The sequence below is a fragment of the Puniceibacterium antarcticum genome (genome assembly GCF_002760615.1).
GTDB lineage: Bacteria > Pseudomonadota > Alphaproteobacteria > Rhodobacterales > Rhodobacteraceae > Puniceibacterium > Puniceibacterium antarcticum.
This window is the reverse complement of the sequence record NZ_AWWI01000121.1, coordinates 253,281-279,376: the sequence shown is the minus strand read 5'-3', so window position 1 is coordinate 279,376 and position 26,096 is coordinate 253,281. Positions and strand designations below refer to the sequence as shown.

At 62.3% G+C, this 26,096-nt stretch carries 27 protein-coding genes; 1 reads left to right on the top strand and 26 read right to left on the bottom strand.

Annotated elements, in window-relative coordinates:
• Window positions 1–43 precede the first annotated feature (43 nt).
• The 5 genes from hydA to P775_RS18400 are packed head-to-tail and all read right to left on the bottom strand — an operon-like array spanning window position 44 to window position 4,981.
• Window positions 44–1,465: a dihydropyrimidinase gene (hydA, locus tag P775_RS18420; protein WP_099912349.1), complete on the bottom strand. Its 1,422-nt coding sequence runs from the start codon at window positions 1,463–1,465 to the stop codon at window positions 44–46.
• Window positions 1,462–2,706, bottom strand: a complete 1,245-nt coding sequence (locus P775_RS18415; RefSeq protein WP_099912348.1) for an aminotransferase class V-fold PLP-dependent enzyme — start codon at window positions 2,704–2,706, stop codon at window positions 1,462–1,464. Before P775_RS18415 ends, hydA begins: the two co-directional genes overlap by 4 nt.
• A gap of 24 nt (window positions 2,707–2,730) precedes the next feature.
• A complete protein-coding gene (locus tag P775_RS18410) occupies window positions 2,731–3,465 on the bottom strand; it encodes an amino acid ABC transporter ATP-binding protein (protein ID WP_099912347.1) in 735 nt (244 codons plus the stop codon).
• Window positions 3,462–4,136 (bottom strand): amino acid ABC transporter permease, encoded by a 675-nt coding sequence (locus P775_RS18405; protein WP_099912346.1) that lies wholly within the window; start codon window positions 4,134–4,136, stop codon window positions 3,462–3,464. Before P775_RS18405 ends, P775_RS18410 begins: the two co-directional genes overlap by 4 nt.
• A gap of 53 nt (window positions 4,137–4,189) precedes the next feature.
• Window positions 4,190–4,981 (bottom strand): transporter substrate-binding domain-containing protein, encoded by a 792-nt coding sequence (locus P775_RS18400; protein WP_099912345.1) that lies wholly within the window; start codon window positions 4,979–4,981, stop codon window positions 4,190–4,192.
• Window positions 4,982–5,148: 167 nt separating this feature from the next.
• Between P775_RS18400 and P775_RS18395 the strand changes: the two genes are divergently transcribed.
• On the top strand, window positions 5,149–5,847 hold the full coding sequence (locus tag P775_RS18395; RefSeq protein WP_099912344.1) for a FadR/GntR family transcriptional regulator: 699 nt from the start codon (window positions 5,149–5,151) through the stop codon (window positions 5,845–5,847).
• 52 nt (window positions 5,848–5,899) lie between these two features.
• Here P775_RS18395 and P775_RS18390 read toward each other — a convergent pair whose 3' ends face one another.
• From P775_RS18390 to phnC, 21 genes are all read right to left on the bottom strand, one after another.
• On the bottom strand, window positions 5,900–8,542 hold the full coding sequence (locus tag P775_RS18390) for a TRAP transporter large permease subunit (protein WP_099912343.1): 2,643 nt from the start codon (window positions 8,540–8,542) through the stop codon (window positions 5,900–5,902).
• Window positions 8,543–8,562: 20 nt separating this feature from the next.
• On the bottom strand, window positions 8,563–9,531 hold the full coding sequence (locus tag P775_RS18385; protein ID WP_099912342.1) for a TRAP transporter small permease subunit: 969 nt from the start codon (window positions 9,529–9,531) through the stop codon (window positions 8,563–8,565).
• 108 nt (window positions 9,532–9,639) lie between these two features.
• Window positions 9,640–10,725 carry a TRAP transporter substrate-binding protein gene (locus P775_RS18380; protein ID WP_099912341.1) on the bottom strand — a complete coding sequence of 362 codons (1,086 nt, stop codon included), beginning with the start codon at window positions 10,723–10,725 and terminating at the stop codon, window positions 9,640–9,642.
• A gap of 318 nt (window positions 10,726–11,043) precedes the next feature.
• Window positions 11,044–12,069 (bottom strand): alpha/beta fold hydrolase, encoded by a 1,026-nt coding sequence (locus P775_RS18375; RefSeq protein WP_099912340.1) that lies wholly within the window; start codon window positions 12,067–12,069, stop codon window positions 11,044–11,046.
• 70 nt (window positions 12,070–12,139) lie between these two features.
• Window positions 12,140–13,138, bottom strand: coding sequence for a tRNA (adenosine(37)-N6)-threonylcarbamoyltransferase complex transferase subunit TsaD (tsaD, locus tag P775_RS18370; protein ID WP_099912339.1), 999 nt, complete (start codon window positions 13,136–13,138; stop codon window positions 12,140–12,142).
• Window positions 13,135–13,743, bottom strand: coding sequence for an L-threonylcarbamoyladenylate synthase (locus P775_RS18365; RefSeq protein ID WP_180287494.1), 609 nt, complete (start codon window positions 13,741–13,743; stop codon window positions 13,135–13,137). The genes tsaD and P775_RS18365 overlap by 4 nt, the downstream gene beginning before the upstream one ends.
• A gap of 109 nt (window positions 13,744–13,852) precedes the next feature.
• The gene (locus P775_RS18360; RefSeq protein ID WP_099912337.1) at window positions 13,853–14,500 is read right to left on the bottom strand and encodes a hypothetical protein; all 648 of its coding nucleotides are present in this window, start codon (window positions 14,498–14,500) and stop codon (window positions 13,853–13,855) included.
• Window position 14,501: 1 nt separating this feature from the next.
• Window positions 14,502–15,038 carry a tRNA (adenosine(37)-N6)-threonylcarbamoyltransferase complex ATPase subunit type 1 TsaE gene (gene tsaE, locus P775_RS18355; RefSeq protein ID WP_180287493.1) on the bottom strand — a complete coding sequence of 179 codons (537 nt, stop codon included), beginning with the start codon at window positions 15,036–15,038 and terminating at the stop codon, window positions 14,502–14,504.
• Between the two features lie 89 nt (window positions 15,039–15,127).
• On the bottom strand, window positions 15,128–16,273 hold the full coding sequence (locus tag P775_RS18350) for an alpha-D-ribose 1-methylphosphonate 5-triphosphate diphosphatase (protein WP_099912454.1): 1,146 nt from the start codon (window positions 16,271–16,273) through the stop codon (window positions 15,128–15,130).
• A gap of 79 nt (window positions 16,274–16,352) precedes the next feature.
• Window positions 16,353–16,895: a phosphonate metabolism protein/1,5-bisphosphokinase (PRPP-forming) PhnN gene (gene phnN / locus P775_RS18345; RefSeq protein ID WP_099912335.1), complete on the bottom strand. Its 543-nt coding sequence runs from the start codon at window positions 16,893–16,895 to the stop codon at window positions 16,353–16,355.
• Window positions 16,892–17,578, bottom strand: a complete 687-nt coding sequence (gene phnL, locus P775_RS18340; protein WP_099912334.1) for a phosphonate C-P lyase system protein PhnL — start codon at window positions 17,576–17,578, stop codon at window positions 16,892–16,894. The genes phnN and phnL overlap by 4 nt, the downstream gene beginning before the upstream one ends.
• A gap of 11 nt (window positions 17,579–17,589) precedes the next feature.
• Window positions 17,590–18,378, bottom strand: a complete 789-nt coding sequence (gene phnK, locus P775_RS18335; RefSeq protein ID WP_099912333.1) for a phosphonate C-P lyase system protein PhnK — start codon at window positions 18,376–18,378, stop codon at window positions 17,590–17,592.
• Entirely contained in the window at window positions 18,375–19,196 is an 822-nt protein-coding gene (locus P775_RS18330; protein ID WP_099912332.1) for an alpha-D-ribose 1-methylphosphonate 5-phosphate C-P-lyase PhnJ, read from the bottom strand. The genes phnK and P775_RS18330 overlap by 4 nt, the downstream gene beginning before the upstream one ends.
• Complete coding sequence (locus tag P775_RS18325; protein ID WP_099912331.1) at window positions 19,193–20,278, bottom strand: carbon-phosphorus lyase complex subunit; 1,086 nt, start codon at window positions 20,276–20,278, stop codon at window positions 19,193–19,195. Before P775_RS18325 ends, P775_RS18330 begins: the two co-directional genes overlap by 4 nt.
• The gene (gene phnH, locus P775_RS18320; RefSeq protein ID WP_099912330.1) at window positions 20,278–20,838 is read right to left on the bottom strand and encodes a phosphonate C-P lyase system protein PhnH; all 561 of its coding nucleotides are present in this window, start codon (window positions 20,836–20,838) and stop codon (window positions 20,278–20,280) included. The genes P775_RS18325 and phnH overlap by 1 nt, the downstream gene beginning before the upstream one ends.
• Window positions 20,835–21,269 (bottom strand): phosphonate C-P lyase system protein PhnG, encoded by a 435-nt coding sequence (gene phnG / locus P775_RS18315; protein ID WP_099912329.1) that lies wholly within the window; start codon window positions 21,267–21,269, stop codon window positions 20,835–20,837. The genes phnH and phnG overlap by 4 nt, the downstream gene beginning before the upstream one ends.
• A gap of 173 nt (window positions 21,270–21,442) precedes the next feature.
• Window positions 21,443–22,063, bottom strand: coding sequence for an LbetaH domain-containing protein (locus P775_RS18310; protein ID WP_099912328.1), 621 nt, complete (start codon window positions 22,061–22,063; stop codon window positions 21,443–21,445).
• Between the two features lie 3 nt (window positions 22,064–22,066).
• A complete protein-coding gene (gene phnE / locus P775_RS18305) occupies window positions 22,067–23,365 on the bottom strand; it encodes a phosphonate ABC transporter, permease protein PhnE (RefSeq protein ID WP_099912327.1) in 1,299 nt (432 codons plus the stop codon).
• Entirely contained in the window at window positions 23,362–24,234 is an 873-nt protein-coding gene (gene phnE / locus P775_RS18300; protein ID WP_099912326.1) for a phosphonate ABC transporter, permease protein PhnE, read from the bottom strand. Before phnE (P775_RS18300) ends, phnE (P775_RS18305) begins: the two co-directional genes overlap by 4 nt.
• A 50-nt stretch (window positions 24,235–24,284) precedes the next feature.
• Window positions 24,285–25,196 carry a phosphonate ABC transporter substrate-binding protein gene (gene phnD, locus P775_RS18295; RefSeq protein ID WP_099912325.1) on the bottom strand — a complete coding sequence of 304 codons (912 nt, stop codon included), beginning with the start codon at window positions 25,194–25,196 and terminating at the stop codon, window positions 24,285–24,287.
• 62 nt (window positions 25,197–25,258) lie between these two features.
• On the bottom strand, window positions 25,259–26,080 hold the full coding sequence (gene phnC / locus P775_RS18290) for a phosphonate ABC transporter ATP-binding protein (RefSeq protein ID WP_099912324.1): 822 nt from the start codon (window positions 26,078–26,080) through the stop codon (window positions 25,259–25,261).
• Window positions 26,081–26,096: the final 16 nt, after the last annotated feature.

Genomic DNA, 26,096 nt, shown 5'->3' with positions numbered 1-26,096 from the left:
GCGCAACCTCAGCGAATGGTGCCTCGCGCGTCAATCACCAGCGTCAGGCCATCGCCCCGCTTGTGCCACGTGTCTGATAGGCGCCAAAGCCCTTGGCGCCCAGCACCACGCCATCCAGCACAATCGTCTGACCGCGCAGGATGGTGCGCACCGGCCAGCCCTTGATCTGCATGCCCTCATAGGGCGTGTAGTCCGACCCGTGGTGCAGACGTTCCTGTGTAATCACCTCTTCCCGCGCAGGGTCCCACAGGGTGATATCCGCATCCGCCCCGATCACCAGCGCGCCCTTTTGCGGGTATAGCCCGTAGAGCTTGGCCGGATTGGTCGAGGTCAACGCCGCAAAGCGTTCCAACGTGATCCGCCCCTTGCTGACCCCTTCGGAAAACAGGATCGGCAGGCGCGTTTCCACCCCGGGAATACCGTTGGGCACCCACTTGAACGACGTGCGCGCGCGGGGATTGTCCTTGCCCGTCCCGTCCGATCCTTCAAAGAAGAACGGGCAGTGATCGGACGAAAACACCTCGAAGGTGCCATCTCGCAACCCTTCCCAGATCGCGTTCTGGCTGTCGATGTCGCGCGGCGGCGGAGAGCAGACGTATTTCGCCCCCTCAAAATCCATGTTCAGACCCTTGAGGTCATCGCGGGTCAGCGCGATGTATTGCGGGCAGGTTTCGGCATGCACCTTCATGCCGCGCTTTTGCGCCCACTGGATCTGCTCCATCGGATCGCGCCCAGACACATGCACAATCATAACCGGCACATCGGTCAGCTGCGCATGGCTGATCGCGCGATGGGTCGCCTCACGCTCGGCAATCTGGTGATGCGCCTCGGCGTGGTAATAGGGCGCGGTCTTGCCCTGTTCCTCCAGCCTGCGGGTCATGTGTTTGATCGCGTCATGTCCCTCGGCATGGACCATGACCAGCGCGCGTTCGCGCCGCGCAACCTCAAACACCTCCAGCAGTTCGGCGTCGTTCAGCACCAGATCGTCATAGGTCATGAAAACTTTGAACGAGGTATAGCCATCGCGCACCAGCGCGGGCAGTTCCTGACCCAAAACCTGCGGCGTCGGGTCCGAAATCACCAGATGGAACGATACATCTGTGTAACACTGCCCCTCGGCTTGTGCGTGATAGGCGGTCACACAATCGCGCAAGGAGGTGCCTTTGACCTGCATCGCAAACGGCAGCACCGTGGTGTTGCCCCCCGCCGCGGCCGAACGTGTGCCGCTCGCGAAATCATCCGCCATCACCGTCCCGTCCGAGGTCGGTTGTGCCAGATGTACATGCGCATCGATCCCGCCGGGCAGCACCATCAGACCGGTGGCGTCAATCTCCTCCTTCGCGCCCTCGATCCGGCTTGCAATATCGGTGATCACCCCGTCGCGGATGCCCAGATCGGCGCGGAATCGATCCGAGGCGGTGACAATCGTCCCACCCCGGATGGCCAGATCATGGGGCGCGCTCACGAGGCCAGCGCCAGTTCGGACACCACCTGACCCAGCGCCGCCGTCAGCTTGTCCACCTGCGCGACCGAGTTGTAATGCACCATCGACACGCGCAACACGCCGCTATGCCCTGTCTCGCCCAGATCCTCGATCAACCGACGCGAATGGAAATCCCCAAACCGGATCGCAATGCCATGGGCATCCATCGCCTGCGCAATCACACCCGAATCCAGCCCGTCAAAGCGAAAGGCAATTGTCGGCACGCGGTTGCTCGCAAAGCCGCGTCCGATCATCCGGCACTCATTGCGCGCCGTGATCCAGTCGATCAGTCGCTTGGCCAGCACATCTTCCTGCGCGGCAATGCCTTCAAAAGCCATTTCCAGCAACTGACGTTTTGACCCTCTGCCCCCCATACGCGCGCCCAGATCCGCGAAATAGTCCACCACCGCCACAGTGCTGTAGGCGAGTTCGTAATTGGGGTTACCCGGCTCCAGCTTGCCCGGCACTTTGTCCTTGCCGTAGAAATAATGGTACTGACCATCCAACTCGCGCAGCAGGTCATACTTTCCATACATCACGGCGTGGTGGGGCCCATAACACTTGTACATGCTGAAAATGTAGTAATCGACATCCCAATCCTGCACATCAATCGCCCGATGCGGCGCATAGGCGACGCCGTCCACACATAGCTTTGCCCCCTTCTCATGCACAAAGGCCGCAAAGTCCTTGACCGGGTTCATCCAGCCCAGAATGTTTGACGCGTGATGCACGCAGACCAGTTTGGTCCGCTCGGTCATCAGCGGTTCCAGATCCTGCAGGCGCATGGTCAGGCTTTCTGGGTCCAGCGGCCAGTTGCGGACCACAATCCCGAATTCCTCAAGCTCTTTCCAGGGGCCGATATTGGATTCGTGATCCGCATGGCTCACCACGATCTCATCCCCCGGCTGCAGCTGGCGTCGCATCGACGCAGCCAATGTGCGCATCAGCTGGGTCGTCGACGGGCCAAACACGATTTCTTCAGCATGCGCGGCATTTACCAGCGTCTGTGCGGCCTCACGCCCCAGCCGCAGCCCTTCGGCGGCGGCCTGTGACACCGCATAACTGCCGCCAATCTGCACATTACGGTGGATCAGGAATTCGCTGATCTTGTCCACGGCCCCGCCCAGGATCTGGCTACCCCCGGCGTTGTCAAAGAACACCCAAGGGGCTGCAAGCCCCGGAAACTGCGCCTGCACATAGTCCAGATCAATCGCATCGCTCATATCTTGTCCATTCGTCATAAGTCTTTAGTGGTTCAGCACGGCGCTGAGGAAATTCTGCGTGCGCTGTTCTCTTGGCGCGCCCAGCACCTGCTCGGGTGGGCCGGTTTCGATCACCTCGCCCCCGTCCATGAAAATCACCCGGTCAGCCACCTGCCGGGCAAAGCCCATCTCATGGGTCACGACAATCATTGTAACCCCGGTCCCGGCCAGCGCTTTCATCACATCCAGCACCTCGCCCACCATCTCGGGGTCCAGCGCCGAGGTCGGCTCGTCAAACAGCAGCACCTGCGGCTCCATCGCCAGCGCGCGGGCAATCGCCACACGCTGCTGCTGCCCCCCGGACAGCTTTTCAGGGTATTTGTCGGCCTGCTCGGCAATACCGACGCGGGCAAGCAGCGCGTTGGCATGATTTGCTGCCTCTGCGCGGCTGGTTCCCCGCACCCGGCGCGGGGCAAGCATGACGTTTTCGCGCACCGTCAGATGCGGGAACAGGTTGAAGTTCTGGAACACCATCCCGACCTCTGCCCGCACTTTGGCTAGGCTGCGGCCCGCAACAACCGGAATGCCGTCCACAAGGATCGCACTGTCGCGGCTGAACTCCTCCAGCCGGTTGATACAGCGGATCAGCGTGGATTTGCCGGACCCGGACGGGCCGATCACACAGACCACCTCGCCCTTCGCAATTTCAAGATCGATGCCGCGCAGCGCCTGGAACGTTCCATAAAACTTGTTGAGGGCGCGAATGCTGACTGTGCTCATCTTCGCCTCCCTGAATTGAAGTGTCTTTCAAGGTAGGACACCAGCAGCACCAGCGGCCAGAGAAAGGCCAGATAGATCAGCGCGGCGCCGATCAGCGGTGTCGGGTTGGCCGCCAATGCCTGCGCCTGGGTCGCCTGTTTCAACAGATCCGGCATGGCGACAACAGAGGCAAGCGCCGTGTCCTTGACCACATTGATCGAATTGTTTGTCAGCGGCGGAATGACGATGCGAACTGCCTGCGGCAGGATCACGTCAAACATCGTATGGCGATGGCTCAGACCCAGCGCCGCTGATGCCTCAAACTGACCATTGGGGATCGCCTCGATCCCTGCGCGGAAAATCTCGGCCGTATAAGCGCCCGATACAAGCGTCAGTGCCGTCATGGCAGAGACAAAGGCAGTGAGGCGCAAACCGACAAACGGCAGCGCATAATAGACCACGATCAGCAGCACAAGCAGGGGGATCGACCGGAAGATGTCGATATAAATCCGCATCAGGATCCGCACCGGTGCCACCGCATAAAGCCGCAGCAGCGCCACAACCAGACCCAGCACCAACCCCGCCACGATGCTTGCCGCGCCCAGTTGCAGCGTTAGCCAAAGTCCATCCAGCAGCATCGGCAGGCTGCGTTTCAGCACCGCCATGTTCAGAAAGGTGTCAAAGACGTCCATATCAAACTTTCACGTCAGAACGCGGCCCGTGGCACAGACCGCGTTCCTTTGGGTTACTTGAGTGTCGGCATATCCATGACCGTCGCGGTCGATGTGCTCGATTCGGGGGCTGCACCAAACCACTTTTCATGCAGGCTGGCGATCACGCCATCCGTCTTCAGCTCGGTCAGAACCTCGTTCACCTGCGTCGCCAGCGGCGCATCCTTGGCGAACATCATAGAATATTGCTCTCCGGTCAGGATGCGCTGCACAACCTTCAGTTCCGGCTTGTCCTTGGCATAATACTGCAGCGCAGGAATATCCGAGATATAGCCGTCAATCCGCCCAGCGACGAGGTCGAGCATGGCAGGAGCCAGACCTTCGTAGCGGCTGATCGTACCAAAGCCGAGCTGTTCAGCATGGTCCGTCGCCCACATGTCGCCGGTGGATCCGGTATCGACCCCCACAACCTTGCCCGACATTTCGTCCAGACCTGCAGGACCATCGGCCAGAACGGTCAGCGACTGGTCGCTGTCATAATAGGGCTGCGCAAAGCTGACGGATTCCAGACGCGCGGCAGTGATGGTGATCGAAGACATCGCTATGTCGATCCGCCCCGACTGCACCGCCGAAAACAGACCATTGAACGGAATGTTCACGATCTCGACCTCGCGGCCCAGCTTTTCCGCAACGGCGTTCACAAGATCGACCTCGAAGCCCACATTGGCGCCAGAGGCATCCTGAAACTCCCACGGCACGTTGCCGATATTGGCGCCGACCTGCAGCGCCTGCGCCCAGGCAGCCCCACCCAACGCGCCCGAAGCCGCCAGTGCAATGGCCGCAACTTTGGTGATTTTTCCAAACATGATGCAGATTTCCCTGTTGTTTCTATTTTTTACGATTCAGACTGGTCAGACTGGTCTGACCGGTCTGACCGATTTGAAGCACGCCCGGCCCGATCATGCAACCGGATGTTTGGCGGTCCAGGAAAATTGGCGCTATAGACGCGCGATGCCGTAACGAAAGGTCAAGAATGAACCACCAAAGCGACAAGGCACCCGTGACCCAGGCGATTGCGCGCAAATTGCAACAGATGGTGCGCAGCGGCGTTCTTAAACAGGATGAAAAGATCCCGTCGCAGCGAATTCTGTCAGAACAGTTGGGTGTATCGCGCGCCTCGCTGCGCGAGGCGCTCCTGACGCTTGAAACACTGGGTCTTGTGCGCACCTACCCCGCGCGCGGTACCTTTGTGGTGGGCCAGCAGAGCGCCCGCGACAGCGCGCCCGAACCCTGGCGGTTCGAAGCGCAGTATTCCATTCTCGAAGTGTTCCAGTCCCGCCTGCTGATCGAATCAGAGCTGTGCCGCCTTGCCGCGCCGCATGTGACGCCCGCGATCGCCGAGGTGCTGGAACAAGCCACCAACGTTTTTGAACAAGCCTGGAAGGATGGCGACCTTGTCAGCCATGTTGAGGCAGATCTGACCTTTCACGCCCGCATCGCCGAGACCTGCCCGAACGAGATGCTGAAACGGCTTTACCACTCGATCCGCGATCTGCTGACAGAAAGTCAGCGGGTGCCGATCCCGAACACGGCCCTTGTACGCATGCAGGCCTCTATTGCCGAACATCGCGCGATACTGGACGCATTGCGCAGCAATGCGCCCGACCCGTCCGCCGCCGCCATGGCCGCGCATATCCGCAACACAGCCGCCTGCGCAGGCATTCGGATTTAACCCGAAATTCGGTCGAGTGACGGGCGGCCCGCTCGCGGGCCGCCCGCACATGTCAGAAGTTCAGCGAAATGTCGCGATGGACCGAACTGCAGGACGCGACGAACAGCGCCTGTTCCCGAGGCAGGCGTGGCTGCTGACGCAGACCAATGGTGCCCTTTATCGCCAGATCGTAGGCCTGCAACGCGGGCAGCAATTCGCGCTCAGCCCGGCTGCGCCAGTCCATCTCACCGGCCAGAAGTTCCTGCGCCTCGGCAAGGTTCTCCATCGCCTGCTCGGAATCGGGCGAACGGCTGTCGATCTCGCGCCGCGCATCCGACAACAGGCTGCGCAGGTCGTTTGCACCTGCCACTTCGCCGACCATTCGCTCGACTTCCTTGAACCGCGCATCCGCCGTATCGCGATCCATGCCCGGCGCATCGGCCACCAGCGCATCAATCGGCGCCTTCAGCGCGGCCAGCCCTTCGGCACCGGCAATGATCTGCTTGAGCTCGACCATCGGCTGATAGGCCTGATCCACCGTGCGCTGATACAGGCTGCGCGTACGGCGGTCATTTGCGGTGATCTTGCCGTATTCCGCCTGCGTCGCGGCCCAGCTTTCAGGGATCTGTGCCAGCAACGCGGCCTTTTCGGCCTCTAGCCGGTCAACCCGCGCCTGCAGTGCCTCACTATCGCCGAACCCCCGGCTGATACGCAGGTTCAGATCATCCAGCGTGGTGTCGATCCGGCGTGCATCGCTTTCCAGCCCCCGCACAAAGGTATGTTCAGGCCGATAGGCAACAGCCCCCTCCCGAAGCTGCACCTTCAGCGCTTCGATCTCCTGCATCAGCTGCATCGACTGTCTTGCCTTTTCAATGCCCTCAGTAAAGTCGCGCGCCAATCCCCTGGGCAGATAGGACAGATCCAGCGCACCTGCCGTGTCGATTGCGGAACTGATGGCATCACCATTCTGACCGAATTCCTGCGCCACATAGTTTTCAACACAATACTGCAGGGCCGGATTGATCGGCGGCGGCGCGGTTTCCGAGGTCAGAGAGGCCCGCGTCGGCAGATAGTTCACCAGCGGCGGATAGGCGGCGACAACAAGCAGAGCAACAATCTGCAAGCCGATAAAGGCGACAACTCCCTTGTAGATCTGAATCGTGCGCACCGCCGCTGGGGCCACACCGCGCAAATAGAACAGCGCAAAGCCAAAGGGCGGCGTCAGGAAGGAGGTCTGAAGGTTCAGACCGACCATCACGCCAAGCCAGACCGCCGAAACGTTCGCTTCCGGATCAGCCAGCAGGATGGGTGCTACGATGGGCACCACGACCACGGCAATCTCGATGAAATCGAGAAAGAAGCCGAGCACGAAGATTACACCCATCACGATAAGAAACTTGGTCCAGAACCCGCCCGGCAACCCTTCGAGGAAATGCTTGACCAGTTCTTCGCCGCCAAAGGCACGGAAGGCCGCTGTCAGCATCGCCGCCCCCAGCAGGATGATGAACACCAGCGATGTCGTCTTGGCCGTCTCGACCATGACGCCCTGCAGGGCGTCGTCGGTGTTATAGGCGCGATATCCGCTCCAAGCGATGGACAAGACGATCAAGAGCACCCCGACGCTGGCCAGCTGAATGCCAAGGATATCCCTGTCGGACCGCACGTTCTGGATGTTGGTGTTGAAATTACTCAGCACAAAGGTCAGCAGCAGCATTCCCAAAAGCGCCATGACCGCAGGCACATAGCGCAGCCTGCCGCCCGGATGCAGCCGGTAGCCTGCCATGACCATGGCCCCCACTGCACCGATGGCCCCCGCCTGATTCACCGTAGCGATACCTCCGATGATCGACCCGAGCACCAGGATGATCAGTGCCAGCGGCGGCACCATGGCCAGAAATACCTGACCGGCAAACCGGAAGTCATACTTGCCCTCATATGGCACGGCGGGTGCATATTTCGGACGTATGATTGCAACGCCTAGGATGAAAAGGATGTAAAGCCCGACAAGCAAAAGTCCTGGCACCAGCGCGCCAAGGAACATGTTACCTGCTGAAGTCGAGACAACCGCGAATTCCGATGGCATTACAATCTCGCCCGTCACCGCCTTGTACAGCGTCTGACGCGTCTGCCCCGCCTGATCGGTGGCCGATGCCAGCTGGTCAGCAAGGATGATCAGCACGATTGAAGGCGGAATGATCTGCCCCAGCGTGCCGGAGGCGGCGATGATCCCCGAGGACAGCGGATTGGCATAGCCGTTGCGCATCATCGCCGGCAATGAAATCATACCCATGGCGACCACGGTTGCACCAACGATGCCGGTGGTGGCGGCCAGAAGTGCGCCCACAACAACCACCGAAATCCCCAGACCTCCCGGGATAGGCCCGAACAGCTGTGCCATGGTGACCAGCAGATCCTCGGCGATCTTCGACCGCTGCAGCATGATCCCCATGAAGATGAACAGTGGAATCGCAATCAATGTGTCGCGTTCAGGTTCCCAGTACACGCCGCGCAGGTTCGTCACCCCCGCGCTCAGCCATTGCGACGGCCCACCTGCGGCAAAAAAGGCGTCGGTGCTGCCCATGAAGATATACCCAGACCCCGCCGCCAGAAGGACGGTGATGATCGCTGATCCCGGCAGGGCAAAGGCCACCGGATAGCCCGACCCCAAAGCCGTGGCCATGATAACGATCAGCAGGAGAAGAAAGAAAAGTTCCATATCGGTTCAGTCCTGCCTGCTTACATCATTTCAGCGTGCGTCTCGCGCGCGCCGGGTTCACCGCGCCGGTCGGCGACGGCCTCAAAAAACTGCGCGACGAACTGAAACATCATCGTCACCGCAAAGACAGCTAGAAAACCGGCCATGAAGTATTTCACGTACATTCCGAAACCGGACTGCGTCACCTCGAACACTAGGATCGGTCCGACGATGATGCTGGACGACGACCCGAAGCCGATGATCAGGATCGTCCAGCACAGCATCATGCCCAGCAACACCGCTCCGAATGCGTTGGTGCGCCCCTGTTTCTTGCGTGACATACCCGCATACAGCAGATCCACCCGCACATGCCCGTCCTCAAGCAAGGTATAAGCCGAGGCGAACAGGAACAGAGCGCCGTACCAGAACCGTACGAGATCGGCCATGAAGGCCTGTTCATAGGAAAACACGAACCGGCTGAGCACGATCAGAAGCTCTGCCAGCACGACCAGCAGGGCAAGCCAGGTGAACGCAACGCCGCGTGTGACGGCGGCGATCAGGATCCCCAGCAGGATCAGCGGCACGTGGAAATAGACGCCGCGATACTGCGACCGGCCCAGATTTCCCGCGATGTCAGATCCGACAAGCTGATCCAGCGTGCCATCCACCCGCATGAAGGACAGCAGCGCATCACCGACACCCACAAGCACCACCACCCAGAATGCGGCGCGGATCAAAAAGGTGTTGAACGCCGTGATCCGGGCTGCCTCGTCGCGCAGCGCCTCATCGGGGCGGCGCATGACAAGCGCCACCGCCAGCAGGGCGAAAGCCGCATAAAGCGCCACCTGCAGAAAAGAAAGCGCCCCACCCCCGGTCATGATCGCCGAGGCGCCGGGCAACCCGAACCAGTAAGTGAGAACTGAATTGGCAAGAAAGGCCACCATCATGGCCAATATGATCCAGCCAAAAGCACGCGCGACAATAGCACGGCCTGCGGTCGTCTCTGTCATCCTAAAATCTCCCCGTCCCGCGTATTTTTATCGCCGGTTATTTTTCCGGGACAGGTGTGCCTGGCCCGGTGTCGCCCGGCCCTGATCGGGCCGGACAAAGATCCTGCTTCAAATATCGAGGAAACGGTTGCGCTTGGCGATATAGGGCGCGTCGGAATAGTTGGTCCAGACTCCGACGTTCTTGCGGGCTTCAAGGTAGCTGTCGACAATTTCTGCCGCCAGCGGGCTGTGATCACGGGTTTCCATGATCACTTCCTCGGACGCCGCACCAAAGGCCTCATAGACGTCATCGTTGAACTCGCGCAACTCAACGCCGTATTCGTTGATCAGACGGTTGAGGTAGATACCGTTTTGATAGTTGGTCTCGGCGGGCTGCATCGCGTTCTCTTCGGCGCAGGCGACCATGATCAGCTTCTTGTCCTGTTCGGGCACTGTCGCCCACCAGGACGCATTGATGCCGATGTCGACCTGCGATGCCGGTTCGTGGAAACCGGGCCAGTAGTAGTATTTGGCCGCCTCATAGAGCTTCAGGAAATAGTCATTCCACGGCCCCACCCATTCTGTCGCATCAATGGCGCCCGAAATGAGGTTTTCATAGATCTGCCCGCCGGGCAGCGACACGGGAGAGGCGCCGACCTTGGCCATGACGTCGCCGCCAAGCCCCGGAATACGCATTTTGAGCCCCTTGAGATCCTCGGGAGAGTTGATTTCCTTGTTGAACCAGCCGCCCATCTGCAGGCCAGTGTTGCCGCAGGGAAAGCCGACAATGCCGAATTCATCCCCCAGCTTGTGCAGCAGTTCCTGACCGCCGCCAAACTTCATCCAAGCGTCCATTTCTGTGTAGACCAGACCAAAAGGAACAGCGGTGAATGGTGCCCAGCCGGGGTGCTTGCCCTTCCAGTAATAATCGCAGCCGATATAGGCCTGTGCGTTGCCCGATGCGACCTCGTCAAAGCTGTCAAAGGCGCCGACACGTTCGCCTGCGGCAAAATACTGCACCGCGATACGGCCTTCGGTCAGTTCCTCGATGCGGGCGGCGCAACGCTGTGCGCTGGTCCCCAGACCCGGAAAGTCGCGGTTCCAGGTCGAAACGATGACCATGTCCATCCGGCCTTGCGCAATCGCCGGTGCTGCAAGTGCCGCAGCCCCGACTGTACCGCCAGCAGCGGCCTTCAGAAATTTCCGTCTTTGCATTGGTCGTATCCTCCGTGTTGGTCTGCCGCATCGCCCCTCCCCGGGACGTTTTTTTCCATGCGGCGACTATTTTGTTATATCCCGGTGCTTTGCGCACCCTGTCGTCCAGTACGTGCCCCACCGAGATAACAGTGATGTGGCGCGCCATAGTCCCCGGGCAACCACAGTCCTGCACCTTGATGGCAACCCATATCTCCCTCGCCTGTATTTTGTGCAAAACCTCAGATTTTCGTCTGTCAGTAGGTCTGTTTCAGTCTCAGGCGCGGAATTGTAATCAATGGATTGCCCCTCCCACAGCGCCTTAACTTTCCCATCCTGTCAAGCCTCCAGCAGCCGCTGCACGGTGGACCTAAGTACTGTTTCATCTTCTGGGCTCTGCTGCGGGTTGCCACCCCTGTGCCCCCATACGGTCGTGAGCTCAGCATATTGCCCGTTAGACATGTGCTCAGCTTCGGCCTTGATGTCGCGGGCGCGGAAATACAGGTCCGTACTGGCCGCCATATGCACCGTGCGCGCGGTGATCGCGCCCAGCGCGGCCCGCAGATCGCCGTTGAAACGGTCATTGTCGCTGATGTCGCAGCGCTGCCAGGTGTCGAGCAGCGACAGCAGGTTGTGCGGGTCGCGGTGCAGGAATGTCTTGTCCCAGGTTTCGGCGAGGTAAGTCTCGATGTCGTCGTAACCAAGGCTTTCGTACACCCGCTCGCGATAGAACGCCTGCGACAGCGCCCATCCCGCATAGACCCGCCCAAAGGCGCGCAGCCCGCGATCCGGATGCGCGCTGAACGCTTGGCCGTCCCAGGCCGGATCGGTGGTCAGCGTGGCCCGCAATGAATCAAGGAACACCCAGTTGTGCACCGAGGTCTTTGCCGTGCCGCAGATGGTAAAGATCCGCGCCACCGCATCGGGAAACAAGGCCCCCCAGTGCAGCGCCTGCTGCGCCCCCATGGACCAGCCATAGGCCAGCGCCAACTGGTCGATGCCAAGGTGCTGCGTGATCAGCTGGTGCTGCGCGGTCACATTGTCCACATGGCTGAAGCGCGCAAACAGCCCGGTTTCCGGGTTGCGCTCCATATTGCTGGGCGAAGAGGATGCACCGTTGCCGAACATGTTCACAGCGACGATGAAATACTTGCTCGGGTCCAGCACCCGCCCCGGCCCGATCAGCCAGGCGACATCAGCGTCCACAACGCCGTAAGAGGTCGGATAAAGGATCGCGTTCGACCGGTTGTCGTTCAATGTGCCATACGTGCGATAGGCTAGGGTCGCCTTTGGCAGCACCTCGCCCGACTGCAGGACAAAGTCCGCGATATCATAATGCTGCAACTGGGGTAGCGGATCTGTCATGTGGTACTCTCCTGTCTGAGTGACGCGAAGAGTTGCACAGATGCCCGTCAGCTCAAACGGCTTTGCGTGGCTACCAGGCCGCCAGCGCCATGCTCGGCACCGTGCGCATATCCGCCTCTGCGCCGCGATCCACATAGTCCCAGGTCGCAAGCGCGATCATCGCGGCATTGTCCGTCGCCCAGCGCAAAGGCGGCAGACAGGGGATTATGCCCGCCTCGGTACAGATGTCCTCGACCAGCTGGCGAATCTGCTGACTGGCCGCAACGCCGCCCACCACCACCAGCGATTTTGCCGCGTGTTCGCCCAGCGCCCGGCGCACCTTGGTGCCCAGCACATCCAGACAGGCTGCCACAAAGGACGCCGCCACATCGGCGCGATCCACACCGGGGTCCTTTTCCAGCATCCGCGCAACGCTGGACTTGAGTCCGGAAAAGGAAAACTCGTATCCCTCACGGATCATCGGGCGCGGGAACCGATGCACCGCCCGCCCCGTCGCCGCCAGCCGGTCCAGTGCAGGCCCACCCGGCATGCCAAGGTCCAGCATCCGCGCCACCTTGTCATAGGTCTCTCCGACGGAATCATCGCGGGTGGTGCCCAGAACGGTGATCTCTGTCGCGCTGAGCATATGACACAGCAGCGTATGCCCCCCCGACACCAGCAGCAGCAGGGCCGGATAGGTGATGCGCTTTTCCTCCAGGTCAGGACTGCGCAAATGGCCGCGCAGGTGATTGACGCCAAACACCGGCTTGCCCCAGGCCAGCCCCAGCGCCTGCGCCGTGTTCACCCCCACGATCAGCGACCCGATCAGCCCCGGACCGCGCGTGACGCCAATGGCCCGGATGCGGCTGATATCCCCATCCACCACCTTCAGCACCTTGCTAACGGTGGGCAGAACCGCCTCAAGATGTGCGCGGCTGGCCAGTTCGGGAAAGACGCCGCCAAATTCCGCATGGATGTCGAACTGCGACACAGTCTCGCAAGCGATCACCCGCCCCCCGCGATCCACAAGCGCGACAGAGGTGTCATCGCAGGATGTCTCGATCCCTAGAACAAGGTCCGCTGTGCTCATGCCAGATACTCCGCCAACTCTTGCGCTGATAGCACGCCGTGCCGTTCGATCACCGGCGGCACCTTGCGGCAATTGACCAGAGTCGAAGGTATTGCGCCACACTCACGCCCCTCGATCACCAGATCCGGCGCGCCGGTCAGCTGCGCGGCGGCGGCGGCGGCGGTGCCCAGCGTGCCCAGCCCCGACCGGTTCGCGCTGGTGACCAACAGCGGCCCGGTCCGGTTGATCAGCTCCAGCAAAAAGGCATCGTCGGGAATGCGGAACGCCAGCTCTTCGCGGTCCTGCAACCACGCCGCCCGGCCTGTATCCCGCAGCCCCACCGCCATGGACAAAGCCCCGGGGCAAAAGGGCGACGCGACCAGCACGCGCACCAGATCGGTCACGTCAGCACCAATCGCCTCAAGCTGAGCAATATCCGAAATCATCACGGCCAAGTTTTTGTGCGCCGGTCTGTCCTTCAGCGCGAAAATCCGCGCCACAGCGCCTGCATTGTCCGGCAGGGCAGCAAGGCCAAAGACCGTATCCGTCGGCAACAGCACCACGCCGCCTGCGGCGAGGCAGTCCGCCGCGCGGTCCACAACGGGGTTCGCTGCTGTGCTGGTCAAGGCGTGGCGTCCTTCAATCTCTCATGGGCTCTCATGGGCCGCGACAAACGGTGCCGGGGATCTAATGCGCGCGCCCTGCCCGCGCAACACCAAACCCACTTAGAAACCCTCAGACAGGCCCCAGACCTTCGGCTGACGTGATCGGCTCCAGCACGGCAACACCGCCCACATCCGCGGGCGGGCGGCGGGTGGCCTGAGAAAATATATCGAGGCCCGGCGGATCGATCTCCATCCTATGCAGACCGTTCAGTGCTTGCGGGTCCAGCCGCAACCGTGCCAAAGGGCCGGCCACAGCAATCTCGCCGCGGCTCTCGATCAGCTGCCCCAGCACCGCGTCAGGCTGGTCACAGCCGACCCCCTCAAGCCGCCCCTCAATGTAAAAAGCCCAGAACGCCAGCCCGCCCTGCGCCGGGCGCATACTGCAGATCGGCAGAGCGCTGGTCTTGCGCGCCTCAAGCATCAGCAACTCAAGCGCCGACACGCCCGACAACCCGACTGACCCTGCAAAGGCCAGCGCATTGGCAAAGCTCACCCCCGCGCGGGTCGACGACAACCCACCCGGGCCAAGATCGACGCAGATCTCGACAATATCGGCCAGCGTACAACCAGCGCCGTCCATCAAAGCGTGAAACAGATCACCAAGATTTTTGGACTGCGTCGTGCAATCCTTGGCATGAATCTCATGCAGCAACGCGCCAGTGTCAGACAACAGCCCCAGCCCGAAGGTCGCCGAAGATGTCTGGATGATCAGCCTCATGTCAAACCCCTGCGTCCGGCCATCTTGCGCGAAGCTGCGCCATCAGCCCCTGCCAGCGCTTACCGGTGCTGGCAAAGGTGTAAACCCGCCCCTCGCTCTCCGCGTCCTCAAAGCTGATGGCGATGCGCAGCGGATCGACAAAGGCCTCCGCCACCCGCTCCCCCCATTCGATCAGCGCCACGGAGTCGGGAAAGAATTCTTCGATCCCAAGGTTGTAAAACTCATCCACCCCGCTCAGCCGATAGGCGTCGATGTGGAACACCTCGAACCTAGGGCAGGTGTAAATGTTGGATATTGCATAGGTCGGGCTCGACGGCTGTTCGGCGCAGTCAAGCGCGCGGCAAAGCGACGTGACAAATGTGGTCTTTCCCGCCGCCAGCGGTCCATCTAGCAGCACCACATCGCCCGGGGTCAGCGCCTCTGCGATAACCCCAGCCAGCGTGGCGGTTTCGGCCAGCGTGCCGCTGGCCAGAACCAGCGTATTTGCCGCCTTGAATGCGTCTTGCGAACCCTGTGGCACCGCTCTGCTCTCCGACATCATGGATTTCGGGGATCCCCCCGGTTCGCGCAGGGCAATACCCGGTTCGTGGCCGAAGTTCCAGTTCAGAACCGCGCGACGCGGTATCCTCAGGCCACGCGCTGCCCCAGTGACCAGACCGACACCGGGCGCGCCGTCTTTCCGACCATGCGCAGCCGCACCAAATCAGCACGCAGCCCGGGCACAATCCGCCCCCGATCTTCCAGCCCGACGGCCCGCGCCGGGGCGCTGGTCACGGTCGCCAGTGCTTTTGGCAGATCGCCGGTCATCTGCGCCAGTTGCACCGCCGCCGTCAGCAGCGCTGCCGGGACGTAATCCGAACTCAGCACATCCAGCAGCCCATCGCGGGCCAGATCCGCCGCCGCCACATTGCCGGAATGCGACCCGCCCCGCACGATGTTGGGCGCACCCATCATCACCGCAATGCCCGCCGCACGGCAGGCCTGCGCCGCCTCTTTTGTCGTTGGAAATTCGGCAATCGCCACACCATGGGCAGCACTTTGTGCCACATGTGCGGCGTTGGTGTCATCGTGGCTGGCCAAAGCCGCACCAAACCGCGCGGCGGCGGCTACGGCAGCAGCTTCGTGCCGGGGGCCGAACGTTGCCTGAAGCTCTTTCAGCTCGGCCACATAGGCGTCAAAGACCTTGTCCTCCAACCCATATTTGCCCTGAATATACTGGCGGAATTTGCCCACATCGACAAACTGCCGCTGCCCCGGCGTGTGGTCCATCAGACTGACCAGACCGACGCGATCCTCGGGGCCAAAGCCGTCAAGCTCGTCCGACAGGGTCTGCGAACACATCTCGGCGCGCAGGTGCAAATGGTGGCTGATGCGCAGATGCCCACCTGCGCGCAGCGCGTGGATTTCCGACGCCAACGCGCGGGCATAGGGTTTGTAGCCCATGCCGGTGGGCGATTTGATTGACCCGACGCGCAATGCGTCAAACACCGTGGTGATGCCACAGGCCGCAAGCTCACCGTCATGGGCCAGAATCGCCGCCTCATGTGGCCAGTCGACGCCGGGGCGCGGGCTCAGGTGGCGTTCCAGATTGTCGGTGTGCAGCTCGATCAACCCAGGGCTAACCAGATCGCCGCCGCAGTCAATCGCCCCGGCAGGGACCTGCGCGCCCGTGTCGATCTCTGCGATCAGCCCGTCGCGGATCACCAGCGATCCGGTGACAATTTCGCGCTCCATCACAAGGCGGGCGTTGGAAAGGATAATTTGGTCCGTCATCATCTGCACTCTTTCAGGGGCCGGGCGTCTTGCCTGCACAGGGCGTGCATTGGCCGGGATCGGGATAGGGTCAGACCGCTCACGCGGTATCGTTTTGTGACAGGGCGCTCAGCGCTGCGGTAAGCGAAACCTCAAGCGGGCCACCGTTGTCGATATGCACCACCTCGGCCTCGTCGGGCATGGGCGGCACTGCGCGGGCAAGGCGCCGGGTGATCTCGGCGCCTTCTTCGCGGCCCCGCGCACCCAGCCGTTCGGCCAGTACCTCGGGCGCGGCACTCAGCGACAGGATCAGCACCCGGGGAAAGACGCCGATCGCCACAGGCAACAGCGCGCGCGACAGGTTGGCGATCACGTCCTGACCCGCGCGCACCCGCTCCACCGCCTCGATTGGCACACCGTAAGACAGGCCATGCGCCCCCCAGGACAGGGCAAAGGCCCCCGCCTCCTGCAGGCGTCTGAATTCTCCGGATGTGACCGACAGGCAGGCCTCGGTTTCGTCTGTGGGCCGGGTGATGACGCGGCGCACCTCGTAAAGGTCGGGCCGCGCGTCGCTTAGGGCGCGGATCAAAGTATCCTTGCCCACGCCCGAAGGGCCCACAACTGCGATCAGTCGCCCCATCATGCGGGCACCGCCTGCGGCGAAAACACCGTCACATCCACCTCTCGATCCGCAATCTCCGCCCGGGCCGGTGCGTCATGAAAGATCCCGACCAGCGCCGCGCCGCGCGCCTTGGCGTCACGGATCAGCTGCAGCACCACGGCGCGGTTGACGGGGTCGAGCGAGGCTGTCGGCTCGTCCAGCAACAGGACCGGATAGGGATGCACAAAGCCGCGCGCGATGTTCACCCGCTGCTGTTCGCCCCCCGAAAACGTCGTCGGCGACAGACCCCACAGCCGCTCGGGCAGGTTCAGTTGCGCCAGCAGCGCCCCGGCACGGTCGCGCGCCTCACCCTCTTCCATCCCCAGCGTCAGCAGGGGATCGGCCACCACATCCAGCGCAGGCACCCGGGGCACCACCCGCAGGAATTGCGATACATAGCCCAGCGTCCCGCGCCGCAGCGCTGACACCTGCCGGGGTGTGGCCGTGGCAAGGTCCAGCCCCGCCACTTCGATCACCCCACCCGCAGGGGCATAATTGCCCTGCAACAGCCGCAGCAGCGTGGATTTGCCCGATCCAGAGGAGCCGGTCAGCGCGACACATTCCCCCGCCCGCACGGTCAGCGCGGCACCCTGCAGCACCGGGATCACCGTTCCACCCTGCGCATGCAGGGCAAAGTTCTTGGACACGTCCGCCACGCGGATCATCACCTGAGCAGTCATGTGGGCAGCACCGAATTCACCAGAAGTTGCGTATAGGCATGTTGCGGATCGTCCAGCACACGGTCCGTCAGCCCCTGTTCCACCACCTGTCCGTGGCGCATCACCATCAGCCGGTCGGCCAGCAGCCGCACCACCCCGATGTCATGGGTCACGATCACCACAGACAACCCCATCCGCCGCACCAGACCGCGCAGCAGATCCAGCAGCCGCGCCTGAACGCTGACATCCAGACCGCCGGTGGGTTCGTCCATCAGCACCAGCTTCGGCCCGGTCACAAGGCCACGCGCAATCTGCAAACGCTGCTGCATGCCGCCGGAAAAGGCGCTGGGGCGGTCGTCGATCCGGCCCGGATCAATCTCGACCCGCTCCAGCCAGTCCTCGGCCGTCTTGCGGATGTTGCCGTAATGCCGCGCACCACCCGCCATCAGGCGTTCGCCCACATTGCCGCCCGCACTGACGTTCATGCGCAACCCGTCGCGGGCGTGTTGGTGCACAAAGGCCCAGTCGGTGCGCATCAGCCGCCGCCTCGCAGGCTCCGGCAGGGTCAGCACATCCTGCCCCTGATAGACCACCTGCCCCGCATCCGTTTCCAGATGCCCCGCCAGACAGGACAGCAAGGTCGATTTGCCCGACCCGGATTCACCGACAATCCCCATGACCTCACCCGGGTACAGATCAAACACCACATCCTTGCAACCGATCCGCGCGCCGTAAGACCGCGTAAGACCCGAGACCGACAACAGAGGTGTGTCCTCCAGGACCAGGGCTGTATTCACCACATTCATGCCCGCCGCTCCATGCAATAATCCGTATCAGAACACTGGAACCGCCGCGTGCCCTGATCATCGGCCACGATCTCGTCCAGATAGGTATGCGTCGCCCCGCAAAGGGCACAGGCGCCATCAGCCTTGGAGGCCTCAAACGGGTGATCGTCAAAATCAAGGCTCTGCACGCTGGTGAACGGCGGCAGCGCATAGATCCGCTGTTCCCGCCCTGCGCCAAACAGCTGGATCGCCGGGCTTTCCAGCCGTGGGTTGTCGAACCGCGGGATCGGCGAGGGGTCGAACACATGCCGCCCGTTCACCAGCGCCGGATAGGCGTAAGAGGTCGCAATCGCGCCGTGCCGTGCGATGTCTTCGTAGAGCTTCACATGCATCAGCCCGTATTCCTCCAGCGCGTGCATCCGACGCGTCTCGGTCTCGCGCGGTTCCAGAAACCGCAGCGGCTCGGGGATCGGCACCTGATAGACCAGCACCTGATCACTGCGCAAAGGCGTTTCGGGAATACGGTGGCGGGTCTGGATCACGGACGCCTCAGCGGTACGGGTGGTGGTCGCCACCCCCGCCACCTTAGCAAAGAACGACCGGATCGACACGGCATTTGTGGTATCGTCCGACCCCTGATCGATCACCTTCAGCGTATCTTCGGGCGTCAGGCAGGCCGCCGTCACCTGCACGCCACCCGTGCCCCAGCCATAGGGCATCGGCATCTCGCGGCTGGCAAAGGGCACCTGATAGCCCGGCACAGCCAGCCCTTTGAGGATCGCGCGACGGATCATCTTTTTCGTCGGCTCATCCAGATAGGCAAAGTTATAATCGCTCATTCCGCAGCCTCCATCTGTGCTTCGGTTGCCTCGCGGCGCAGGCGTCGGATCAGCTGCAGCTCGGCCTGAAAATCGACGTAATGCGGCAGCTTGATATGTTCGAGAAACCCGGTCGCCTGAATGTTGTCGCTGTGCATCAGCACAAATTCCGCATCCTGCGCCGGGGCGCCGACATTGTCCTCGCCCAGCTCCTGCCATTGCAGCGCGCGATCCACCAGACTCATGGAAATCGACTTGCGCTCGCACCGGCCCATAACCAGACCATAGCCCCGGGTGAACTGCGCAGGCTCCGTGCGCGACCCGGTGAACTGGTTCACCGTCTCACATTCGGTCACGACAATCTCGGCAAAGTCGATGGCAAAGCCCAGCTCGGGGATCTCGACAGCCACTTGGACCGTTCCAATGCGCAACTCACCGACAAAGGCATGGGTGCGCCCGTATCCGCGCTGCGTCGAATAAGCGAGGCCCAGCAGAAACCCCTCATCCGCCCGCGCCAGCGCCTGCAGCCGCAGCGGCCGTTCGGCCGGTAATTCCAGCGGCGTGCGGGTCAGATCCGGCGGCGTGGCATCGCTGCGCGGCTCATCCCGCAGCAACCCTTCGCGTCCCAGATGGTCGGACACGCGGGACCGGGTCTGTGGCGCGGTCTCGGCGATCTTCGCCGCCGCGGCCTCGTCCCCTGCCGCCAGCGCGAAATCCACCAGCCGGTGGGTATAGTCAAATGTCGGCCCCAGCACCTGCCCGCCGGGGATATCCTTGAACGTCGCCGACACCCGGCGTTCGCATATCATGGCCCCCGTGTCGATCGGTCTGGATGATCCGAGACGCGGCAAGGTGGTGCGATAGGCGCGGATGAGAAAGATCGCCTCGATCAGATCACCCCGCGCCTGCTGCACCGCCAGCGCCGCAAGGTCGATGTCATAAAGCGACCCCTCGGACATCACCCGCGCCACCGCCAGCGCCAGCTGTTCGGCAATCTGCGCCGTGCTCATTGCAGGAAGCGACCGGTCCCCCCGGCGTGCCTCGGCGAGCCAGGTGTGGGCGGCGGCAATCGCCTCTTCTCCGCCTTTTGCTGCGACGTACATCAGCCATCCTCCGCAATGCGTGTGGACCGGGGCAGCGCCGCAAGGCGGCTGCCGCAGGTCAGAAACAGATCCACCCCCAGCGGATAAAGCGCGGCGTTCAGGCGCAGGGCATCGGCATCCGGCAGCGACATCTGTACCTCCGTCTCGATCCCCGGGCCGGTCAGGCGCGGGCCATCCCCAGAAATCTCAGCCATTTCAACGATCAGCGTGGCAGAGCGGTCGGGATAATCCGGCGTGCCCACCGGATAGGGGTTGAGCGGTCCCAGATCGTCCCAGCGCCCCACGGCAAAGGCCGCCTCTGCCGCGCTGCCCGCCTTGGGCGCGCCGGTGTGAAAGGTCAGCCAGTCCTGCGACTGCGCTGCATCGCCGGTCAGCAGCACCGGTGTCGTGCCATCCGTCAGGGTCAGCAGCAACAGTGCCGCCGCCGGGGACAGGCCCGGAACCTCGGGGCCTGTGATGTTTTGGATCGTTCCAGGGCAGGCCATTGCCTGCATCGCCGCGCGAAAGGCACGGGCCGACTCCTGCGGTGGGTTGGCAAACCCTGCGGCCAGCGCGTTCATGCGTCTTCTCCCCGGACCAATGTCTCAAAATTCACCCGCGTCGCTTCGGCCTTTCGGGCGATGATGTCGCGGTGCGCGGCCTCTTCTGTGGCAAGCGGCTCAAGCACGCTCTGGCGCACAACATCCGCATCAGTCCCCTGCATCAGCGCATCCACCAGCGCGGCGCGGGTGGCATGATCGCGGCTGCGCCCCTGCACAAAGGCATGACCTTCGCGACCATCCTCCAGACGCAGGGCACAGCGCGTCGCCGTCACCTCGCCCAGATTGAACGGCGCGCCAACACCGCCGGTGCGGCCCTGCACCATGACTGATCCGGCCTCGGGCGCGCGCAGCCAGCTGTGTTTCGGCATCTCACCCAGTCCCGCCAGACAAGCGGTCAGGGTGTCGGGGGCTGATCGGGCCAGCAGGCCCATCCATTCGGCTCGGGTCATGATTCCTCGTCTATATCGACAACTGGACAACTCTTGATGCGACAACTATACAAATACACCCCAAAGGCAAAGTGAAACTTTGATGACAGCGCAAAACCGAAGCCCAAAATCGCACAGCGCCCCGGGGATATCCCGAGGCGCTGCAGGCAGATCAGCACAGGCACACGGCAGTGCTATTCGTAGCGATCCAGAAAATCCTCGGCCGACAGCTTGCGGAAATCCTCCAGCCGGGCGCGCAGGGTGGCGTGATCCCAGTCCCACCATTCCAGCGCCATCAGCCGCTCTGCCGTTTCCTCGGGCAGACGGCGCCGGATCGGCTTGGCCGGCACCCCGGCGACGATCCAGTAGGGCGGCACATCCTTGGTCACAACGGCCCCCGACGCAACGACCGCACCATGGCCCACCGTCACCTCAGGCTTGACCATCGCCATGGCGCCGATCCAGGTGTCATGCCCCAGATGCGCGACCCGCGACTGACGCTGCGCGAACCAGTCCTGATCCACCTCCGCATCCTCCCAATAGTCACTGGAACGATACAGAAAGTGATGCAGCGACGCCTTTTCCATCGGGTGATCCGTCGCCCCGATCCGGGACATAGCGGCGATATTGGCAAACTTACCGATCTGCGCATTGGCAATATCCGCCATCCGGTCACAGTAGGAATAATCCCCGAGATGGGAATGTGCCACGCGACTGCCCTGCCCGATCTCGACATAGGCGCCAAAGGTGCAATCCTCGGTGATCTCGCAGCCGGAATGCAGGAACGGCGCGTCGGGACTTAGTCTTACTGACATGGCTCAGCTTCCCTTGATCAGCCTGCGCCGCAGCCAGCCCGACAGCGAATCCATGGCAAAGACCATCATCACGATCAGCACGATGTAATAGGTGACCTCTTCCCAGTCCTTCTGGGTGATGATCGCCTGCGTCAGCAACAGCCCGATACCACCCCCGGTGATCGCGCCGATGACCGTGGCAGACCGGGTGTTGGATTCCATGTAGTACAGGATCTGGCTCAGCAACACCGGGATAAGCTGGGGAATGACGCCGAATCGCGCCCGGGCAAAGGCGCCCGCGCCGGTCGAACGCACCCCTTCGATCTGTTTCGCGTCGACGTTTTCCAGCGCCTCGGAAAACAGCTTTCCGAAGGTCCCGGTGTCGGTCAGCATGATCGCCAGGGTGCCGGTCAGCGGGCCGGGGCCATAGGCGCGCGACAGAACCACCGTCCAGATCAGCCCGTCCACCCCGCGCAGGAAATCAAAGATCCGCCGCGTGACCTGCCGGAAGACACCCAGCGGCGCAAAGTTGCGCGCAGCCAGAAATGCGACCGGCAAGGCAATCATCGCCGCGCCCGCCGTGCCCAGAAACGCCATCAGCACGGTTTCGAACAAAGCCCAGAACACCTCTTTGTGGCGCCAGACCTGATTGTTCCAGACATCCGACCAGATCGCCCCGGCCTCGCCGCCAAAGGCGGCTGCGGCCAGCGTGCCCGGCGACATGCCGTAATACTTGCTGTCGAGGGTGAAAAAGAACAGCTCCCAGCCGGGGAAATAGCGCATGATCTCGGTCTTGGAGCGGGTGATGTTCACGCGCCCCTCGGGGGTGGTGATGGCCACGCGGTTGCGCGCGACATTGATCCAGTCCGGGACCGGCCCCTCGGGGAAACGCGCCTCGACCCCGCCCGATCGTGTGGCCGATGCCGTGATCGTGCCATAGCCCGGAATGTCGAACCGCACATCGCTGGTGCCCGAAAGCGTCACCAGATAGCCAGAGCCGAGATCGACAACCGTCTGATCGCCGGTCTGAACCCAGTCCGGGCTTTGCCCCTCGGGATAACGCCCCTTACGTTCGCCCTCTACTGCAACCTCGACAGCGCCCGAGTTGTTGTCGCGGGTCACATGGACCTTGTAACTGACCATATCGGCCATCAGGATCCTGCCGTTTTCACCATTCGCATCGGCGATGACCTGCGGGCCGTGAAAGGCAAAGAAGATATAGACCAGATAGGTCAGCACCAGCAGCGGGATGCCAAAGATCCAAAGCCGCATCCGCGACATGCCGCGCGAGGTGTCGGTGTAATAGGCGCTGATATCGCTCATGCCTTGGCCCCTTTGGTCAGACGGTTGCGCAGGGAACCGCCAAGCTGATCCACGGTCACGATGGTGACAAACAGCAGAATAAAGATCGCCGCCGCCTCGTCGAACTTGCCCGGCCCCCAGGACATGGCGTTGCGCAGATCATACCCCAACCCCCCGGCCCCGACAAAACCCAGGATGGCAGAGGCGCGAATGTTGATCTCGAACCGCAAGAGCGCATAGCTCAGCCAGTTGGGCGCGACCTGTGGCACGATGCCAAACAGCATCCGCTGCGTCCAGCCCGCCCCGACCGAGCGCAACCCTTCCAGTGGCCCCTGCGGCGCGTTTTCGGCCACTTCGGAAAACAGCTTTCCCAGCGCGCCGGTGGTGTGCACGGCGATGGCGATCATCGCCGGGATCGGCCCGCCGCCCAGGATAAAGATCAGGATCAGCGCGATGACGATTTCCGGCACGGCGCGAAAGATGTCCAGCACCCGACGGATCGGCCAGATCGCCCAGGGCGCCGGTGCAAGCCCGCGCGTCACCAGCAGTGACAGCATCCCGCCGATCAGCGCACCAATCAGCGTTGCGGCCCCGGCGATGTTGATCGTCTCGATCAGCGACGGGAAATACTGCCACAGCAGCGCGGGCAGGTCATAGGCCTTTTCCCAGGCTTCGGACATCACGTCAGCGGGAAAGTCAAAGATATGGGGCAGGCCGTTCAGGAAACCGCCGGCATTGCGGTCATTCGCGGTCAGGAACCCGGCGACCAGCAGCAGAACAAAAATCAGCACTCCCGCCCCGCTATAAAGGCGGCGCAAGCGCATTTCGGAAAGGTACAACGTGGTGACGTCGGCCTGACGGGCGGCGGAGGAGGCTGTGATATCTGTCATGATACAAAACGGGCGCAGAGGGGAATGCCCCCTGCGCCCAGTCTTTTTTCTCAGCCGCCGATCTCGGCCTTGCGCACGGCAATGATCGTCTCATAGGCGTCATGGGTGATCGGGGTGAAACCGGCGGTTTCGCCCGAGGCAACGCCATAGGCGCATTCCGGATCGGTGGTGATCAGGTTCTTGACCATCTCGGTCATCTTGGTCTTCACATCCTCGGGCAGGGCTGTGCGCAGAACAACGGGGCCTTCAGGGATCGGCTTGGATTCCCAGATCTGCACCAGATCGTTCATGTCGACGATTCCGGCATCTGCGGCCTTGCGCAGTGCGCCCGAATTGTAGCCGTCTTCCCAGTTGCCCAGACCGTCGGCCCAGGTCACACCCGCATCAACGTCGCCGTTGTTGACCGCAACGATGGTCTGCTCGTGGCCACCGGTGAACACGACCTCACCGAAGTAATCGCCGCTCTCCATGGATGCGCCGGTTTCCTGCGGGATCTCGACAGACGGGATCAGGAAGCCGGAAGTCGAGTTCGGATCACCAAAGCCGAATTTCTTGCCCTTCATATCCTCAAGCGATTTAATGCCGCTGTCTGCGCGGGCAAAACCGATCGAGTGGTAGGAATAGGCTCCGTCCAGGTTGGTCTTGACCAGAACAGGGGTCACGACGTTCGGGTCCTGCAGGTAGACGGCAGCATAACCCGACGCGCCCAGGATCGCCATATCAAGCGTCCCGCCCAGCAGACCCTGAATCACACCGTTATAGTCGGCGGGGGTGAAGATCTTGACCGGAACACCCAGCGCTTCGGTGGCGTGATCCGCCAGGCACTGGTTCGCCGTCATGCGGTCTTGGGCGTTCTCGCCACCCAGAACGCCGATGTTGAATTCCTGGATGTCTTGCGCCATCGCGGCGCTTGTCAGGGCGGTCGTGGCCAAAATGGCCAGTGTCATGGTCTTGAAGGTCATCGAATGTCTCCCAAAGGATGTGGACCAGCCCCCATTCGGACGCCGGTATCGTTCAAAAAGCGTCAGACTGCGGCCTTCGCCTCGCGGATGGCGGTGACGGCTGCGGGGGTTTCACGGATCTCAGTCGAGGTCGCCTCTTCCGAGAAATCCGCACCGGCGCCATAGATGTCGCGCGCAACGCCGGTGGTGAGCTGTTCGGGCGTGCCGTCAAAGACGACCCGGCCCTGCTTCATACCGATCACCCGGTCGCAATAGCGCCGTGCGGTATCAAGCGTGTGAAGGTTGCAGATGACGGTGCGCCCATCCTCGTCATGGATGCTGCGCAGCGCTTCCATGACCGCCTGCGCGTTCATCGGATCAAGCGAGGCAATGGGTTCATCCGCCAGCAAAATCTTGGGGTCCTGCATCAGCGCCCGCGCAATGGCGACGCGCTGCTGCTGACCACCCGACAGGGCCTCGGCCCGTTTGGCGGCATGTTCGTGAATGCCAAGCCGCGCCAGAATCTCGATCGCGTGGCGAATGTCGGCCTCTGGCCACATGGCGGTCAGGGCGCGCAGAGTGCCGGTGCGGTAGAGCGTGCCATGCAGCACGTTCGACACCACATCCAGCCGCGGGACCAGATTGAACTGCTGAAAGATCATCGCGCAGTCGGCATGCCAGCCACGGACCTGACGGCCCTTCAGCGCGGTCACGTCGCGTCCGTCAAAGGTGATGCGCCCGGAGGTTGGTGTTTCCAGCCGGTTGAGCATCCGCAGCAGGGTGGATTTCCCCGCGCCAGAGGCTCCAATGATTCCGATCATCGTGGGGCGCGCCACATGGATCGAAACCCGATCCACGGCGGTTGCTGCCCCAAAGCGGCGTGTCAGGTTTTCGATCTGTAACAAGGGGCCCCCAGGCTTG